Annotated in this window: 14 protein-coding genes; 2 read left to right on the top strand and 12 right to left on the bottom strand. The window is 66.9% G+C overall.

The window, feature by feature from the left end; all coding sequences use genetic code 11:
* Positions 1–5 precede the first annotated feature (5 nt).
* From Q0044_RS13565 to folE, 10 genes are all read right to left on the bottom strand, one after another.
* Positions 6–623 carry a hypothetical protein gene (locus Q0044_RS13565; protein ID WP_298162958.1) on the bottom strand — a complete coding sequence of 206 codons (618 nt, stop codon included), beginning with the start codon at positions 621–623 and terminating at the stop codon, positions 6–8.
* A 31-nt stretch (positions 624–654) separates the two neighbouring features.
* Positions 655–2,184 carry a UbiD family decarboxylase gene (locus tag Q0044_RS13560; RefSeq protein WP_298162956.1) on the bottom strand — a complete coding sequence of 510 codons (1,530 nt, stop codon included), beginning with the start codon at positions 2,182–2,184 and terminating at the stop codon, positions 655–657.
* A gap of 51 nt (positions 2,185–2,235) precedes the next feature.
* Complete coding sequence (locus tag Q0044_RS13555) at positions 2,236–2,886, bottom strand: helix-turn-helix domain-containing protein (RefSeq protein WP_298162954.1); 651 nt, start codon at positions 2,884–2,886, stop codon at positions 2,236–2,238.
* Between the two features lie 386 nt (positions 2,887–3,272).
* Positions 3,273–3,938 (bottom strand): Pr6Pr family membrane protein, encoded by a 666-nt coding sequence (locus Q0044_RS13550; RefSeq protein WP_298162952.1) that lies wholly within the window; start codon positions 3,936–3,938, stop codon positions 3,273–3,275.
* A complete protein-coding gene (locus Q0044_RS13545; protein ID WP_298162951.1) occupies positions 3,938–4,186 on the bottom strand; it encodes a helix-turn-helix domain-containing protein in 249 nt (82 codons plus the stop codon). Before Q0044_RS13545 ends, Q0044_RS13550 begins: the two co-directional genes overlap by 1 nt.
* A 39-nt stretch (positions 4,187–4,225) precedes the next feature.
* Positions 4,226–5,071 carry an aldo/keto reductase gene (locus Q0044_RS13540; protein ID WP_298162950.1) on the bottom strand — a complete coding sequence of 282 codons (846 nt, stop codon included), beginning with the start codon at positions 5,069–5,071 and terminating at the stop codon, positions 4,226–4,228.
* A gap of 62 nt (positions 5,072–5,133) precedes the next feature.
* Positions 5,134–6,000, bottom strand: a complete 867-nt coding sequence (locus Q0044_RS13535; protein WP_298162949.1) for an alpha/beta hydrolase family protein — start codon at positions 5,998–6,000, stop codon at positions 5,134–5,136.
* A gap of 52 nt (positions 6,001–6,052) precedes the next feature.
* Positions 6,053–6,394 carry an MmcQ/YjbR family DNA-binding protein gene (locus tag Q0044_RS13530; protein ID WP_298162948.1) on the bottom strand — a complete coding sequence of 114 codons (342 nt, stop codon included), beginning with the start codon at positions 6,392–6,394 and terminating at the stop codon, positions 6,053–6,055.
* Between the two features lie 87 nt (positions 6,395–6,481).
* The gene (locus tag Q0044_RS13525; protein ID WP_298162946.1) at positions 6,482–6,922 is read right to left on the bottom strand and encodes a biopolymer transporter ExbD; all 441 of its coding nucleotides are present in this window, start codon (positions 6,920–6,922) and stop codon (positions 6,482–6,484) included.
* Between the two features lie 184 nt (positions 6,923–7,106).
* Positions 7,107–7,721 carry a GTP cyclohydrolase I FolE gene (folE, locus tag Q0044_RS13520; protein ID WP_298162945.1) on the bottom strand — a complete coding sequence of 205 codons (615 nt, stop codon included), beginning with the start codon at positions 7,719–7,721 and terminating at the stop codon, positions 7,107–7,109.
* A gap of 156 nt (positions 7,722–7,877) precedes the next feature.
* Between folE and cysS the strand changes: the two genes are divergently transcribed.
* Positions 7,878–9,287: a cysteine--tRNA ligase gene (gene cysS, locus Q0044_RS13515; RefSeq protein ID WP_298162944.1), complete on the top strand. Its 1,410-nt coding sequence runs from the start codon at positions 7,878–7,880 to the stop codon at positions 9,285–9,287.
* Between the two features lie 170 nt (positions 9,288–9,457).
* On the opposite strand, the gene Q0044_RS13510 is transcribed toward cysS, so the two are convergent.
* Together Q0044_RS13510 and Q0044_RS13505 are read right to left on the bottom strand one after the other, a co-directional pair.
* Positions 9,458–10,537, bottom strand: coding sequence for an ABC transporter ATP-binding protein (locus Q0044_RS13510; RefSeq protein ID WP_298162943.1), 1,080 nt, complete (start codon positions 10,535–10,537; stop codon positions 9,458–9,460).
* A 248-nt stretch (positions 10,538–10,785) separates the two neighbouring features.
* Positions 10,786–12,915, bottom strand: a complete 2,130-nt coding sequence (locus Q0044_RS13505) for a DEAD/DEAH box helicase (RefSeq protein WP_298162942.1) — start codon at positions 12,913–12,915, stop codon at positions 10,786–10,788.
* Positions 12,916–13,135: 220 nt separating this feature from the next.
* Between Q0044_RS13505 and Q0044_RS13500 the strand changes: the two genes are divergently transcribed.
* Entirely contained in the window at positions 13,136–15,538 is a 2,403-nt protein-coding gene (locus Q0044_RS13500) for a pre-peptidase C-terminal domain-containing protein (RefSeq protein WP_298162941.1), read from the top strand.
* Positions 15,539–15,556 lie beyond the last annotated feature (18 nt).

The raw sequence follows: 15,556 nt of genomic DNA, 5'->3' as shown, positions 1-15,556 counted from the left end.
CGGCGTCAGACAGGCGGTGACCAGGCGCCCGCCGCGATCAGCTGCGAGCCTGCCCGCACCATGTTCCAGAGGGTATAGGCAAGGACCACGATCAGGGCCCCGATCACCACGCCCCGCTGCGGTGCGAACGCGGCGGTCGCATTGCAGACGGCGAACAGGATGACCCCGAAGATGAGGCGCGGCGACCAGAACGCGGACCAGGCCGGATCGGCAAGCGCCAGAAGCCCCAGCAGCGCCCAGACCATGGCATTGGCGGCCAGAACGCAGCCGAACACCACACGCCGATGGCTCCAGAAATGGTCGTCTAGGTCGATGCGGGTCTCGCCCCCCTCGGCCGTGACGCGCGGGAAGGTCACGCTGGCGGCGATGTAGAAGGTGGCCGCAATGACCAAGCCGACCAGGAGCAGGGCCGGATTGAAGGGAGCGTCTCGGAAGAAGCGCCAGGCCTGGTTCCAGAATGTCGCCAGGTCGAGGGCCACGAACAGGGCCAGCAGCGGTGTCAGCCAGCCGAAGCGCACCCGCTGGCGCTCATGCAGGACGCGCGAGAAGCCGCCGACCAGCTCAGCGACGGACAGGCCCAGTAGCAGGCCGTAGAAGCTGAAGAAAAACTCGAAGTCGCTCACATCGGCCCCCCGGCGGCGTTGTAGGCAGACGCTACTTCCAGATCGGCGTCCCGTCGCCCGGCAATCCGAGGCGATCCCACATGGCCGAGACCCGGTCGACGACCTGGCGATCCATCTGGATTTCCTCGCCCCATTCGCGCTTCGTCTCAGGCGGCCACTTGTCGGTGGCGTCGAGGCCGATCTTGGAGCCCAGGCCGCTCTCCGGGCTGGCGAAGTCCAGATAGTCGATCGGAGTGTTCTCGATCAGGGTGATGTCGCGGGCCGGGTCCATCTTGGTAGCCATGGCCCACATGACCTCTTTCCAGTCGCGGGCGTCGATGTCGTCGTCCACGACGATGACCCATTTGGTGTACATGAACTGGCGCAGATAGCTCCAGACGCCCAGCATCACCCGCTTGGCGTGGCCCGGATAGGCCTTCTTCATCGACACCACGGCGATGCGGTAGGAGCAGCCCTCGGGCGGCAGCCAGAAGTCGGTGATCTCCGGGAACTGGGCCCGCAACAGCGGAATGAAGACCTCGTTCAAAGCCTCGCCCAGCACACTCGGCTCGTCCGGCGGGCGGCCGGTGAAGGTGGTCAGATAGACGGGGTCGCGGCGCATGGTGATGGCGCTGACCTGAAACACCGGGAAGGTCTCGACCGAATTGTAATAGCCCGTGTGGTCGCCGTAGGGGCCCTCTGGCGCGTGCTCGTTCAGCAGCACATGACCCTCCAGCACGATCTCGGCCTGGGCCGGCACCATCAGAGGCACGGTCTTGCAGGCCACGAGCTCGGCCTTGGCCCCCCGCATCAGGCCGGCGAACTGGTATTCGCTGAGGGTGTCGGGCACCGGCGTCACGGCCGCCAGGATCGTCCCCGGATCCGCGCCCAGGACGACAGCGCAGGGCAGGGGCTCGGTGGGGCGCGCCTTCCTGTGCCGGGCATAGTGCTGGGCCCCGCCACGGTGGGCCAGCCAGCGCATGATGGCGCGATCCTTGCCCAGCACCTGCATGCGGTAGATGCCGAGGTTGAAGTCGTCCTCGCGGTCGTCGGACGGACCCTTGGTCACCACCAGACCCCAGGTGATCAGGGGGGCTGGCTCGCCGGGCCAGCAGGTCTGGATGGGCAGTTTGCCGAGATCGATCTGGTCGCCCTTGAGGACGATCTCCTGAACCGGCGCGGACTTCACCACCTTCGGCCGCATGGCGAGCACCGACTGGGCCAGGGGCAGCATCTCCATGGCGTCGCTGAGGCCGCGGGGCGGGGTGGGGTTCTTGAGGAAGGCCAGCAGTTCGCCGACCTCGCGCAGTTCGGCGGCGGTGGTGCGGGACTTCTTGTCCAGCGTTACGCCCATGGCGACCCGCTTGACGGTGCCGAACAGATTGGCCAGCGCCGGGATCGGGCTGATCGAGCCGTCGGGCATGACCGGCTTCTCGAACAGGACCGCCGGGCCGCCGTTGCGCAGCAGCCGGGTCTGGATCTCGGTCATTTCCAGCACGGTCGAGACGGGCTCGGTCACCCGGACCAGCTCGCCCGAGGCCTCCAGTTGGGCCATGAAGTCGCGCAGGGATTTGTAGGCCATCGGTCGCTCCGGTCTGGGCGACGCCTTAGAGCAGATTCCGTCGCTGGAACATCACCGCCCGGTCGATGCGAGCTCGAGGGTTCTGGGCTCAGGGGGCCGGTGTTCGCGCTGCATGACGGAGGTCGGGCGATAGGGGACGTCGGCGGCGCCGTGGACCCCGACCTGGGTGATGGTCGCGCAGGCCGAAACCGCGGCGTCATAGACCTCGGCCTCCGAACTCTTGCGCTCAGCATAGGCCACGAGCACCCGGCAGAGTTCGAACACCGGCTCCATCACATCCTTCCAGAGCGGCAGGTCCCGGCGCGCCTCGACCTCTGCGACAACATGCGCCCCGAAGCGGTTCAGGCGCTTGGCAGGAAAGTCGCCGGGTCTCAGCGACGACATGGGCGGGTCGCCGGGATTCGCGCCGTGGGCGACCTCGATGGCCTGTTGTGCATTGCGCCAGAGCTCGTCCCGGTCAGCGGTCGGATCGTCGTGCCCGGCGACCAGGGCCTCCAGGGTCTCCAGAAGAATCGGCGCGGCGCGGGTCAGAGCGCTGTCGACCGGGGGTGGTGTGCCCATGGCGGCGCGCCACAGGCTTTCCTTGTCCGGAAAGTGCGCGAAGACGAGGCCGGTACTGCGCCCCATCGATTCAGCGATGCTTCTTATGGTTGTTGATTCATACGGCACGGTTTCGAACAACGCTCGTGCGGCAAATATCAACTCCTGACGCGATTTCTGTTTAACCTGCGATCGCTGCAACGCACAAATCTCTCATACCGGCGGTATTCACAATCCTGACTGCTTCATGGTCGATCTGGATATTCACGAATGATCGACGCAGAATAAGGAACAGTACACGGAAAAACACTGTTGTTGAAATGAGAACCTTAAAGGGAGCAAAATGAGTCCGAGCAACCGTTGGTTTGGTCGGCCCCGGCTGTTTGGATTGCTTCTGGCTGTCGGTTTTTCAGCAGTTGTCTGGGTATTGATCTATGTGGCCGTCAACGGCTTGCCGCAGCCGCAGCCGGCCGCATCGAACCCGTCCACGGTCAAGGTTCAGCCGCAGCCCGACCCCGGATCCGCGCCGGCGCCCGTGACGGATGCTGTCAGGACGGAGTGAGGGTGCTGTCGCCCTTTCCCAGGGCCGCCAGACCCCGATCCAGGGCTGCGACAATCAGGCCCAGGACGAGGAAGAAGGCCAGCAAGGCTGCAAGGTTCACGGCCGCGCGACCCCAGCCGAGCGCGCCGATATCGACGAACCAATAGGGATACCAGCCGATCAGTTGACCGTGGATCACGGTCCAGAGGCCGTAGAGCAGGGGCCAGGCCAGCCACTTCACCGGATCGATCCAGCGCAACCGGCCCTTGGGCACGAACAGCAGCCAGTCCAGCACGAAGGCGATCGGCATGACGGTGTGCAGGACCTGGTTGACATAGAACAGCAGCCCCTCGGGGCTCCACGTCGCGTCGAGCAGGGCATGATAGATCAGGCCGACCACGGCGATGTACATGGCCACGGCGGCGCGAACCCCTTCGGTGGCGGTCCAGCGGCCGAGGCGGCTGTCCGGGAACAGGGCCGGGGCGGTCAGGGCCAGCGCGACCAGCACATTGGTCAGAACGGTGAAGTAGCTGAAGAAGATCACGGTCGAGCCGAAGACGGATCGGGTCCCCGCCTCCAGCGACAGGGCGTATTGGGCGATGAGAGCGGCCCAGCCGATGACGGCGAAGAGGATCCGCCAGCCACGCGCCACGCCGTGCATCTTCCGGTTCATCAATAGGCCGGACCGTCTGACACGAGCGCCCACATCGGCAGGCGCAGGCGATGGGTGGCGGCCGCAATCTGGAGCGCGGTCAGGTGGGCCCGGCCGGCTTCGGCCCGACGTTCCTCTTCCGGGGTGATCTTCAGGGCGGCGGCGACGGCGTCGACATCGACTCCCCGCTGTTCCCGCCAGTGTTTCAGGCGTGCTCCGACGGCCGCGTCATGCGGATCGATTGCGGGAAAGCCGAGAACAGAACCCATGGGCCGCCTCCTCGGGCCGCTTTCGTGCAGCGTCTGCGGCTATTCCTGGTCCCATGTGAAGTCCTTGTCGAGCCAGTCGCCGAGGCGACCGTCGGGGCGCGCAAGGGCGTGGATGAGCGCCATCTCCTCGTCCGTGAGACGGAAGTCCCAGATGTCGAAATTCTCGGCGGCGCGGTCGGGCTTGACCGTGCGGGGGATGGCGATGACCCCCTGCTGCACCAGCCAGCGCAGGGTGACCTGGCCGCCGGTCTTGCCGTGGGCGCGGGCGATTCCGGCGATCACGGAATCGTCGGCGATCTTGCCTTGGGCGAGGGGAGACCAGGCCGTGATCGAGGAGCCGAGGTCCGCGGCCGTGGCGCGCAGCGTATTGAGCGACAGGTACGGGTGGTATTCGACCTGGTTGGTGATCAGGCGGGCCGGTGACAGGCGCTGCGCCTCGCGGAACTGGCCGGACGGGAAATTCGACAGGCCGATGGAGCGGGTCAGACCCCTGTCCTTGGCCGCGTTCAGCGCGCCCAGGGTCTCGGCGAAGGTCGGGGTGGTCTTGGGCCAGTGCAGCAGCAGGAGGTCGGGGGTGAAGCCGAGGCTCGCCGCCGATTCCTCGGCTTGCCGCAGCAGGGCGTCGTGCTCGAAATGGGCGACCCAGATCTTGGTGGTCAGCCAGATGTCTTCGCGCGCCACCACACCCGCCTCGATGGCGTCGCGGATGCCGTCGCCCACGGCGGTCTCGTTCTTGTAGATCCAGGCCGTGTCGATGTGCCGGTAGCCGATGCGCAGGGCTTCCGCGACCATGCGCCGCGCATCCGCAGGCTCCAGCTGCCAGGTGCCGAATCCGAGCTGTGGGATGGTCAGTCCGTCGATGGTCAGGGACAGGTGTTCGGACATCGGGCGGCTCCGGCCAGGGTTCGGGGGAGGCCGGATATGGGTGGTGAACCCACCGGCGCCAGCTACCGGTCGGTCAGCCAGTCTGAAATCTCGTCCCAGAGCGGCTCAAGACCGCGCCGGAATGCGCCCTCATGGGCGATGCGGGCGACGCCATAGTCGGCCGGGTCGCGGACCACCAGCTCGCCGGGCGCGTTCGGATAGACCTCCAGCATTCGCGGCGCGGTCTTTCGATTGGCGATGGGGTCGTCCGTGAAGATCCATGACCGGATCGGCGCCGTGACCTCGGCGAAATGATTGGGCTGCAACGTCTTGCCCAGCCGATCCGCGAAATAGCGGGGATCGTGGCACCAGCGTCGCCAGGGCAGGAAGACGCCGCGCGGCAGGTCGGCGCCGCGCCAAAGCCCGCCGCCCTTGATGTATCCGTGCCGCGCCAGGCTCCACGGGCCATAGATCCACCAGAAGAAGATCTCGATCGGGTTGTAGCTGCGGAAATGGTCGACCCAATAGCCCGAGCCGACGGCGACGAAGGCATGGCGGGCAATCCTGACGTGGTTCGGCATGAAGCCGGCGAAATGGCCGCCGACACTATGACCGACGTGGGAGACCTCCAGGGCCGGAAAGGCTGCGACCAGCGCCTCCAGGGCGGCCGGCATGTCGAGACGCCCCCAGTCCTCATAGGTCATCTGCAGGGCCGCCAGATCGTCGGGCCGCGACCCGCCGATCCCGCGCATGTCATAAAGCAGGACCGCGGCGCCTTTCGCGGCCAGATGGCGGGCGAACCGGTCGTAGAAGCCCATCGGAAAGCCGGTGCCCGAGGTGACGAGCACCGCATGGACGGGGTTCGCCGGCGCGATCAGTCTCAGCGCCAGCCGATAGCCGTCCGCTGCTTCGGTCGTCAGATCGCGTGCAATGAGCTCGGGAGGGTTCACGACCAGTCCGTCCTGTTTGGAAACGAACCTGGCACGTTGACGTCGCGTCAGGTCAAGCGGCGGGGGTGTAGGTCTTGGACACCGACTTCGGCACGATCTTCAGCCAGCGCTTTTCCAGGGTCTTCCTGAGCCAGACCGGATCCACAGTAGACAGTCGGGCCAGGACGATCGGATAGCCCCGATAGTGGTCGGTGATGTGGAAGGTCTCGGGCTCGGCCTCCATCAGCATGTCGCGATGGTCCTCGCTGTCGACATAGACGACGACGCTTTCGTCTTCGGACCGGAGCCGGGTGAAGAACCGTCCGGCGGCCTTGAACGACGGCCGGCCGTGAGTCGTCCCCACCTCCGTTGCCGGGAAGGTCAGGACGAGGGCGCGGAGGTCGGCGGGGGTCATGGCTTTGAACCTAGGCCGGATGGCGCAAATGAAAAGGGCCGCGTCTCTCTCGAGACGCGGCCCTGATCGGTGCGAAGAGGCGTGGGCCTATTCGATGTCTTCGTTGAGCAGGCCGACCTTGTAGAAGCCGTTCTTCTGCAGGTCGTTCATGACTTCCATGAAGGCGTTGTAGCGGACTTCCGGCTGGGCGCGGACGAACACGCGCTCTTCCTGGCAGGCCGGCGAACCGCCACCCAGGGCGGCGCAGACGTCCACGGCCAGGGTTTCGATCGTCGTCTGCTGTTCGGCGATGAAGATCGAGCCGGTGTCCTGGATGGTGATGTAGACCGGTTCCTTCGGCTCTTCGCCGGTCGGCGGCGTTGCCGGCGGCAGGTCGAGGCGGATGGACACGGTGGCCAGGGGCGCGGCGACCATGAAGATGATCAGCAGCACCAGCATGATGTCGACGAACGGCGTGACGTTGATGTCCGCGTTCTGTTCGATGGTCTTGCCACCCTGTCCGGCGGGACCTGCGAGCTTGGAGCCCATGCGTTGATTCTCCATGGAGGCTCGGGCGCGGGGGCGCGAGCGACGCGTTACGGTTCGGACGGTTTCTTGGCGTCTGCCGTCGGGCTTGTAAAGCGGTCTCGGACGGAACTCGGTTCCCCGGGCGCGGTTTTCGCCCGGACGGGGAGAAATCCTCCTCCGCGGCAGGCGAAGGAGGATTTATCGATCAGCCCTTGGCCAGCTTCAGGAAGCGTTCCACGAGCGAGGGGTCCGACTTGAAGGCCCCGGTGAAGCGGGTGGTGATGGTCGAGACGTGGCGGTGATGGACGCCCCGGGTCGTCATGCACTGGTGTTCGGCGTCGATCAGGACCGCGACGCCAGCCGGGTTGAGGTTGTCCTCGAGCGCCTTGGCGATCTCCTGGGTCAGTGTCTCCTGGGTCTGCAGACGTTTGGAGAAGATCTCGACCACGCGGGCGATCTTGGAGATGCCGACGACCTTTTCGGTCGGCAGATAGGCGACATAGGCCTTGCCCAGGAACGGAGCCATGTGGTGCTCGCAGTGGCTCTCGACCTCGATGTCGCGCAGCAGCACCATGTCGTCATAGCCCTGCACGTCCTCGAACGTGCGGCTCAGCTCCTTGGCCGGATCGGCCGCATAGCCCTCGAACCATTCACTGTAGGCGTCGACCACCCGTTTGGGCGTGTCCAGCAGGCCCTCACGGTCGGGATTGTCACCCGACCATGCGATCAGGGTGCGAACGGCGGCCAGGGCCTCCTCGCGGGTCGGGCGGGACAGATGATCGTTGCCGACGAGGGTCGGCCTGGAGGCGTTGGCGTCCATGAAGTGTTTTCTAAGCGACCAGTAGCGCCGGAACGAAGGTTCCGGTTTGACGCGCGCCGCTCTCCCTTTTCGATGACGTCGGCTATTCGCCGCGTCGACACGGCTATATGGGACGCGGGGCCCGTCCCGCAAGAAAACCGACTGCACCGCGATCAAATGACACTGTACCTGCACGACACCCTGCGCCGCGAGAAGCGCGCCTTCGTCCCCCGGGACCCGGAACGGGTGACGCTCTACGTCTGCGGTCCGACGGTCTATGACTACGCCCACATCGGCAATGCGCGCCCTCCGGTGGTGTTCGACGTGCTCGTCCGGTTGCTGCGTCGCGAATACGGGGCCGAGAGCGTGATCTACGCCCGCAACGTCACGGACGTGGACGACAAGATCAATGCGAAGGCGCATCGGGAAGGTGTGCCGATCGGCGAGGTCACGGCCCGCTACGAGGCCGCCTATCTGGCCGACATGGGTCTCCTGAACGTCTCGCCGCCGGACATCGCGCCCCACGTTACGGACCATATGGATGCGATCATCCGGCAGATCGGCGAGATCGTGGACCAGGGCTGCGCCTATGCCGCCGAGGGCCATGTGCTGTTCGATGTGTCGTCCTACCCGGCCTACGGTGCCCTGTCGGGCCGGAATCTGGATGACATGATCGCGGGCGCCCGGGTCGAGGTCGCCCCCTACAAGAAGAACCCCCACGACTTCGTCCTGTGGAAGCCGTCCAAGGCCGACGAACCGTCCTGGCCCTCGCCGTGGGGCGACGGCCGGCCGGGCTGGCATATCGAATGCTCGGCCATGATCGAGAAGACCCTGGGCTTGCCGATCGACATCCACGGCGGCGGCATCGACCTGGTCTTCCCGCACCATGAGAACGAGATCGCCCAGGGCGTCTGCGCCCACGGCCATGCGCATGGCGAGGCGGCCCATGACGAATACAGCCGCTACTGGATGCACAACGGTTTCCTGACCGTCGATGCGGAGAAGATGTCCAAATCGATCGGCAACGTCCTGTTGCTCCACGACCTGGTCAAGGCGATCCCGGGCGAGGTGGTCCGCTGGGCCCTGCTGAGCGCCCACTACCGCCAGCCGCTGGACTGGAATCAGGGGCTCCTGGAACAGTCGCGCAAGAACCTCGACCGGCTGTACGGCGCCCTGCGTCGCGCCGAGGGCGTCGAAGCCCTGGGCGACATGCCGTCACCGGAATTCCTTGAGGCCATCTCGGACGACCTGAACACTCCGGGCGCGATGGCGACGATGTTCGCCCTGTCCAGCGAGATCGAACGGGCCATGACGGCGGGCGACCATCACGCGGTGGGCATCGCCAAGGCGGAACTGATGGCGTGCGGCCGGATCCTCGGTGTTCTGCTGTCGTCTCCCGATGCCTGGTTCGAAGGCGGTGCAGACGACGCCCTGAAGGCCGAGGTCGAGACTCTTCTGGCCGAACGGGTCACGGCGCGGGCCGACAAGAACTGGCCCGAGGCCGACCGCATCCGCGACCGGCTGACGGCGCTGAACGTCGTGGTCATGGACGGCCCGACCGGAGCGACCTGGCGGCTGAAGGAATAGCAGGTCTTCCTTCTCCCCTTGCGGGAGAAGGTGGCAGCCGAAGGCTGACGGATGAGGGGTCACGCCGGCGGTCGGTGTCTGGATCAGCAGCGCCGACCTTTGACGTCAGCGTGACCCCTCATCCGACCTCGCTTCGCTCGGCCACCTTCTCCCACAAGGGGAGAAGGAAATTACAGCCTCCTGAACGCCTCGCCGTCTGCGTCGAACAGGTGAACTTTGTCGGCTGGAACGCCCAAGATCATCACATCGCCGTTGCCGAGGTCAGCTCCGCCCGAGAGCTGGACCGTCAGTTCGGTGTCGCTGTATTCGACGTAAACGTAGGTCGCGTGGCCCAAGGTTTCGACGAAGCGAACCTTGGTCTTGATGCCTATAGTGCTGGACCATCCGAGGTGCTCGGGTCGAATGCCCACCGTCACGGATTGACCGACCTTTGCGTGATCAAACCTGCCGCATCGAAGCACATCGCCTGCTTGGGTGCGCACCGAGACCCAGCCGCCTTCGTCGATCTCGATCACCTCGGCCGGGATCAGGTTCATCTTCGGACTGCCGATAAACTCGGCGACGAAGCGGGTGCGGGGGTGCTCATAGAGCTCCATCGGCGCTCCGACCTGTTCGATCACCCCGCCGTTCAGGACCACGATCCGGTCGGCCAGGGTCATCGCCTCGACCTGGTCGTGGGTGACATAGACCATGGTCGTCTTCAGCCGCCCGTGCAGGGCGGCGAACTCGTAGCGCATGCGCACACGCAGGGCGGCGTCGAGGTTGGACAGGGGCTCGTCGAACAGGAAGACCTCGGGCTCGCGCACGATGGCCCGGCCGATGGCGACGCGCTGGCGCTGGCCGCCGGACAGGGCCTTGGGCTTGCGGTCGAGGTAGTCGACGATGTTCAGGGTCTCGGCCGCGGCCATGACCCGCCGGTCGATCTCGGCCTTGTCGGTCTTCGCCAGGGTCAGGCCGAAGGCCATGTTCTGGCGCACGCTCATGTGCGGATATAGGGCGTAGGACTGGAACACCATGGCGATGCCGCGGTCGGACGGCGACAGGGCGTTGACCACCCGCCCGCCGATCGAGACCTCGCCGGCATCGGCCTCTTCAAGCCCGGCGATGACGCGCAGCAGGGTGGACTTGCCGCAGCCGGAGGGGCCCACGAAGACCACGAACTCGCCGTCGGCGATGGTCAGATCGACACCCTTCAGAACCTCGGTCGCGCCGAAGCTCTTGCGAATGCCGCTGAGTGCGACGTCGGCCATCGTGTCTCCTGTCCCTGAACGCCTGTTCTTTTGCAGCCGTTGTAAGCGGTTACGCGGAGGCGGAGAAGGAGTTTCGGTCGCGTCCTTCTCCCCTTGCGGGAGAAGGTGGCAGCCGAAGGCTGACGGATGAGGGGTCGTACCGGCGTCTGGAGTGGCGGATCGCGCACGGACGGCGGAGGTCGGCATGACCCCTCATCCGACCTCGCTTCGCTCGGCCACCTTCTCCCGCAAGGGGAGAAGGACGTCCGTTACCCGTTCGGCTTCTTCTTGGCCTTGAACGGCTTCTTGTCGCCGGCCGGCTTGCCGTGCGCGTCCTTCGCGGCCCAGGGGCGGTCGCCGCCCTTGGGCTTGCCCTTCCAGGGCTTCTCGCCGGGCGCGGCGGGAGCCGCGTCGGAAGCGGGCGCCCAGGGCTTCTTCTCGGCGAAGGGCTTCTTCACCCACGGCTTCTTGCCTTCGGGCGTCGGGGCGTCCGGCGTGCGCTTGACCCATTTGGGCCGTTCGCCGTCGGCGGCCGGGGCGGCGTCGCGCTTGACCCAGGGCTTCTTCTCGCCGGCCGGCTTGTCCTCGCGCGGCTTCCAGGCGGGCTTGTCGCCGTCCTCGCGCGGTTTCCAGGCCGGCTTGTCGGCACGGGCAGGGCGGGCGCCCTCGGTCTTGTTGGCCCACGGCTTGCGCTCCGGGCGATCACCGGCGTCTCCGGCCGGCTTCTTGTCCCAGCGACTGGCGGGGCGTTCCTTCGGACCAGGCGCGACGGCGTCGGAGACGGTCACGCCATCCTCTGTCCCGGCCGCGATCGCGGCGCGGAACCTGGCTTCGGCGGCCGTCGTGATCTCGAACTTGGTCTCGCGGTCGAAGATCTTGATCGAGCCGATGTCGCCCTTGGTGACATGGCCGAGGCGGCACAGGGTCGGCAGCAGCCATTTCGGATCGGCGTTCTTGTCGCGTCCGATGTTGATGCGGAACCAGACCATGTCGCCGCCGCGGGCGAAGTCGCGCAGGGGGCCGTCGACCTGGCCGCGATCGTTCACGCCGTTGACCTGGGCGCGCTTCATGCGTTCGTCGTCATAGACCTCTTCCGGGGCCGGCAGCTTCTGCCGGTAGAGGCGGATCAAGGAGGCGGCGACCTGTTCGGGCGTGGTCCGCTCGAGCAGCAGACGGCCCAGTTCCAGAGCCTCCTCGTCCTCGACCGGCGCGGTCAGGGCGGGATCGGCCAGCAGGCGCTCGCGGTCCTTTTCGAGAATCATCTCGGCCGACGGCGGGCCCGACCATTCGGCGACGATCGAGGCTGACTGCAGCATCAGCTCGACCTTGCGGCGGCGGGTGTAGGAGACCAGCAGGACCGAGACGCCCTTCTTGCCCGCGCGTCCGGTGCGGCCCGAACGGTGCAGCAGGCCGGCCTTGTTGACCGGAATCTCGGCGTGGATGACCAGGCCCAGGTCGGGCAGGTCGAGGCCGCGCGCGGCGACGTCGGTGGCGACACAGACCCGGGCGTGGCCGTCGCGCAGCGCCTGCAGCGCCTCCGACCTCTGGCTCTGGGTCAGTTCGCCCGACAGGCCGACGACGGAGAAGCCGCGCTCACGAAGGCTGGACGTCAGGTGCTTCACCCGCTCGCGCGTGTTGGCGAAGACCAGGGCGCCGGGGGCCTCGAAATAGCGCAGCACATTGACGACGCCGAGTTCGATCTCGTTCGGGGCGACGCGGATGGCCTTGTACTCGATGTCGGCGTGCGACTTGTTGCCGGCGACGGTGTCGATACGGACGGCGTCGCGCTGATAGGTCTTGGCCAGCTGGACGATGTCGCGCGCGAGGGTGGCCGAGAACAGCAGGGTCCGGCGTTCGGGCGGGGCGGCGTCGAGGATGAAGGTCAGGTCCTCCTGGAAGCCCATGTCCAGCATCTCGTCGGCCTCGTCGAGCACGACGGCGCGGGCTTCGGACAGGTCGAGGGCGCCGCGTTCCAGATGGTCGCGCAGACGGCCGGGCGTGCCGACGACGATATGGGCGCCGCGTTCCAGCGCCCGCCGCTCGACCTTCGGATCCATGCCGCCGACGCAGGAGACGATCCGCGCCCCGGTCTGGGCATAGAGCCACTGAAGCTCGTTGGAGACCTGCTGGGCCAGTTCACGGGTCGGGGCGATGACCAGGGCCAGGGGATTGCCGAAGTCTGTGAACTTCTCCGCATCGCCCAGCAGCGTCGGGGCCAGGGCCAGGCCGAAGGCCACGGTCTTGCCTGATCCGGTCTGGGCCGAGACCAGCAGGTCGCGGCCCGTTCCGTCCTCGGCCTGGGAGGCCTCCAGCACCGCCGCCTGGACGGGCGTGGGCTCGGCATAGCCGCGTTCGGACAGGGCGCGGTCGAGCGCGGGATGGCTGGCAGGGAAGGGCATGTCGGTTCCGTAGGGCGCCGGGCCCGGATTGGCGAGCGGCGCGGGGCGTTCGTTTGGGCCGCGCGGGGATTTCGCGGGGCGGGGCTTTTGGGCCGCGATCAAGGCCGAATGAGGGTGATACGGCGGGAAGATGTCGAAATCTGACCCTCGTTCCGCGAGCCCGTGACATCAAGCCGGACAGCGGGCAATGTCCCGCCGTCTTTCGGGGGTTAGAGTCGTCATGCGCAACGTCCTGTTTTCCACGGCCCTTTCGCTGTCGATGGCGGCCACGCCCCTGCTGACGGGTCCGGCCATCGCCCAACAGCGGCTGCAGCCGGGCGGATCGGTCCAGGGCGAGCTTTCGCGTGGCGACAATCAGCTCGATACCGGCGAGTTTCTTGACGTTTATGAGGTTCAGGGTCGGGCGGGCCAGCCGCTTTCGGTGGTCATGCGCTCGGACGATTTCGACGCCTATCTGATGATTCGCGGTCCGGGGGACTTCGAGGAAGACAACGACGACTCGGGCGATGACGGCACCAATGCCGGCCTCGACGTGCGCCTTCCGGCCGACGGGACCTACCGGATCACGGCGACCAGCTATGAGCCCGGCGAGAGCGGCCGCTACAGCCTGTCGATGAGCGGCGGGGCCGGAGCCGGTCGCGGGGGGGCGGGGGCCTATGCCCAGGCGTCGGGCGGCGGTCGCGTCCAGCAGAACGCCGGGGGCGGGGGCCTGCAGCCCGGCCGCTCCGCGTCCGGCGCCCTGGCCCGGGGCGACCGCACGCTCACTTCCGGGGAGTTCGCCGACGACTGGCAACTCCAGGTCCGCCGCGGCGAGACCTATACGGTCAGTCTCGATGCCAGCGATTTTGACGCCTACCTGATGGTGCGCGGCCCCGGCGGTCTCAGCGAGGACAACGACGACGACCCCGGTCAGCGCGGCGGCCGCAACAGCCGACTGACCTTTACAGCCGTCGCCGACGGCGTCGTGACGGTCGCCGCGACCAGTTTCGGTTCCGGCGAGACCGGCCGCTACCAGATCCTCGCAGAGCAGGGCGGACGTGCGCCCTACGCCGGGGGCGGGCGTCCGCCGCAGCAGTCCTACCAACCGCCGGCGCGTCAGGCCGACGGCTCGATCCAGGTCGGTCAGACCGTCAACGGCAACCTCGGGCAGGGCGCCCGCCAGCTGGACAGCGGCGAATACATCAACACCTACACCCTGCGCGGGCGTCGCGGTCAGCAACTGGACCTGCGCCTGTCGTCCTCCGCCTTCGACCCCTACATCGCCATCCAGGGGCCGGGCCTGTCGGAGTTCAATGACGACGATCCCGACGGCGACGGCGCGCTGGACAGCCGCCTCTTCGTCACCCTGCCGCAGGACGGGGATTACCAGATCACCGCCACCAGCTACGCCTCGGGTGAGGCCGGAGCCTATCGGCTGGGCGTCTTCCCGGCCGACGGTCGCGCCTCTCAAGGTCGTCCGCGTCAGGACTCCTATGTGGAGGACCGGGGCGGGCGTCAGGAGGTCGAGGGCGGTTCGATCTCGATCGGCGACACGGTCGGCGGCGCGCTGCAGTCAGGCGACGACCAGCTCGACAGCGGTGAATACGTCGACACCTTCACCTTCACCGGCCGTCGCGGCCAGCGGGTGGCCGCAGAGCTGACCTCCTCGGCGTTCGACGCCTATATCATCCTGACCACGCCTTCGGGCGAACAGCTCGACAACGACGACGGCGAGGACGGCACCAACAGCCGCCTCGACACGGTCATCCAGGAGGACGGCGAATATCAGGTGAGGGTCACCTCCTATGCCGCCGGCGAGACGGGCTCCTACCGGTTTTCGGTCGTCCCCAGCCAGGGTTCGCCGCGTCAGGCCTCGGTTGAGGGTGGTCCGCGCGTCTTCGCCATCATGGTCGGCATCTCGGACTACGGAGATGTCGCCAACGATCTTCCGTATACGGACGAAGATGCCGAGAAGCTGGCCGAGACCCTCCAGCGCGGCGGCGTTCTGAACCCCTCCAGCGTGGTCCTGACAAATGCCGAGGCCACGGTCGGCGGCGTGCGTCGCGCCTTCCAGGATGTCGCGCGCCAGGCGGGACCGGACGACATGTTCCTGTTCTTCTTCTCCGGCCACGGCAGCCAGGAAGACGCCGCCGCCAGCGCGCTCGAGCCGGACGGCCGCATGGAATCGATCGTCCTGCGCGACGGCGAGATCACCGATCAGGACATGGCCCAGATGTTTGACGGCCTGAACACGCGTCTGTCACTGCTGGTGCTCGACAGCTGCTTCTCAGGCGGCTTTGCCCGCAACGTCGTCGATCGCCCGGGCGTGATGGGTCTGTTCTCGTCTGAAGAAGACCTGACCAGCGCCGTGGCCGACAAGTTCGAGGCCGGCGGCTATCTGTCCCACTTCCTGCGCGCGGGTCTGGGCGGGGCGGGCGATGTCGACGGCGACGGCATGGTCACCGCCGGCGAACTGGCCACCTATCTGCGTCGCCAGTTCGTGGCCGAGGTCGAGAACGTCGAGTCCGAAACCATTGACGGCCAGCGCAACTATCAGAACCTGGTCATCGACCGGGGCGGGGTCCAGGTCGACGACGTGGTCCTGCGCCTGGCGTCAAGTGGATACAACGCCGGTTCGCATTGAGCCGTTTCCGAACCCCGC

It is taken from the genome of Brevundimonas sp., assembly GCF_027484365.1.
Taxonomy (GTDB): domain Bacteria; phylum Pseudomonadota; class Alphaproteobacteria; order Caulobacterales; family Caulobacteraceae; genus Brevundimonas.
Note: the sequence above shows the minus strand (reverse complement) of the source record. Positions and strands in the feature narration are given on the sequence as shown.

What these genes read in the sequence shown, in the direction of transcription:
- Q0044_RS13560 (WP_298162956.1), bottom strand. Translation starts at nt 2,184, where the DNA reads ATGGCCTACAAATCCCTGCGCGACTTCATGGCCCAACTGGAGGCCTCG.
- Q0044_RS13550 (WP_298162952.1), bottom strand. Translation starts at nt 3,938, where the DNA reads ATGAACCGGAAGATGCACGGCGTGGCGCGTGGCTGGCGGATCCTCTTC.
- Q0044_RS13545 (WP_298162951.1), bottom strand. Translation starts at nt 4,186, where the DNA reads ATGGGTTCTGTTCTCGGCTTTCCCGCAATCGATCCGCATGACGCGGCC.
- Q0044_RS13540 (WP_298162950.1), bottom strand. Translation starts at nt 5,071, where the DNA reads ATGTCCGAACACCTGTCCCTGACCATCGACGGACTGACCATCCCACAG.
- Q0044_RS13530 (WP_298162948.1), bottom strand. Translation starts at nt 6,394, where the DNA reads ATGACCCCCGCCGACCTCCGCGCCCTCGTCCTGACCTTCCCGGCAACG.
- Q0044_RS13525 (WP_298162946.1), bottom strand. Translation starts at nt 6,922, where the DNA reads ATGGGCTCCAAGCTCGCAGGTCCCGCCGGACAGGGTGGCAAGACCATC.
- folE (WP_298162945.1), bottom strand. Translation starts at nt 7,721, where the DNA reads ATGGACGCCAACGCCTCCAGGCCGACCCTCGTCGGCAACGATCATCTG.
- cysS (WP_298162944.1), top strand. Translation starts at nt 7,878, where the DNA reads ATGACACTGTACCTGCACGACACCCTGCGCCGCGAGAAGCGCGCCTTC.
- Q0044_RS13510 (WP_298162943.1), bottom strand. Translation starts at nt 10,537, where the DNA reads ATGGCCGACGTCGCACTCAGCGGCATTCGCAAGAGCTTCGGCGCGACC.
- Q0044_RS13505 (WP_298162942.1), bottom strand. Translation starts at nt 12,915, where the DNA reads ATGCCCTTCCCTGCCAGCCATCCCGCGCTCGACCGCGCCCTGTCCGAA.
- Q0044_RS13500 (WP_298162941.1), top strand. Translation starts at nt 13,136, where the DNA reads ATGCGCAACGTCCTGTTTTCCACGGCCCTTTCGCTGTCGATGGCGGCC.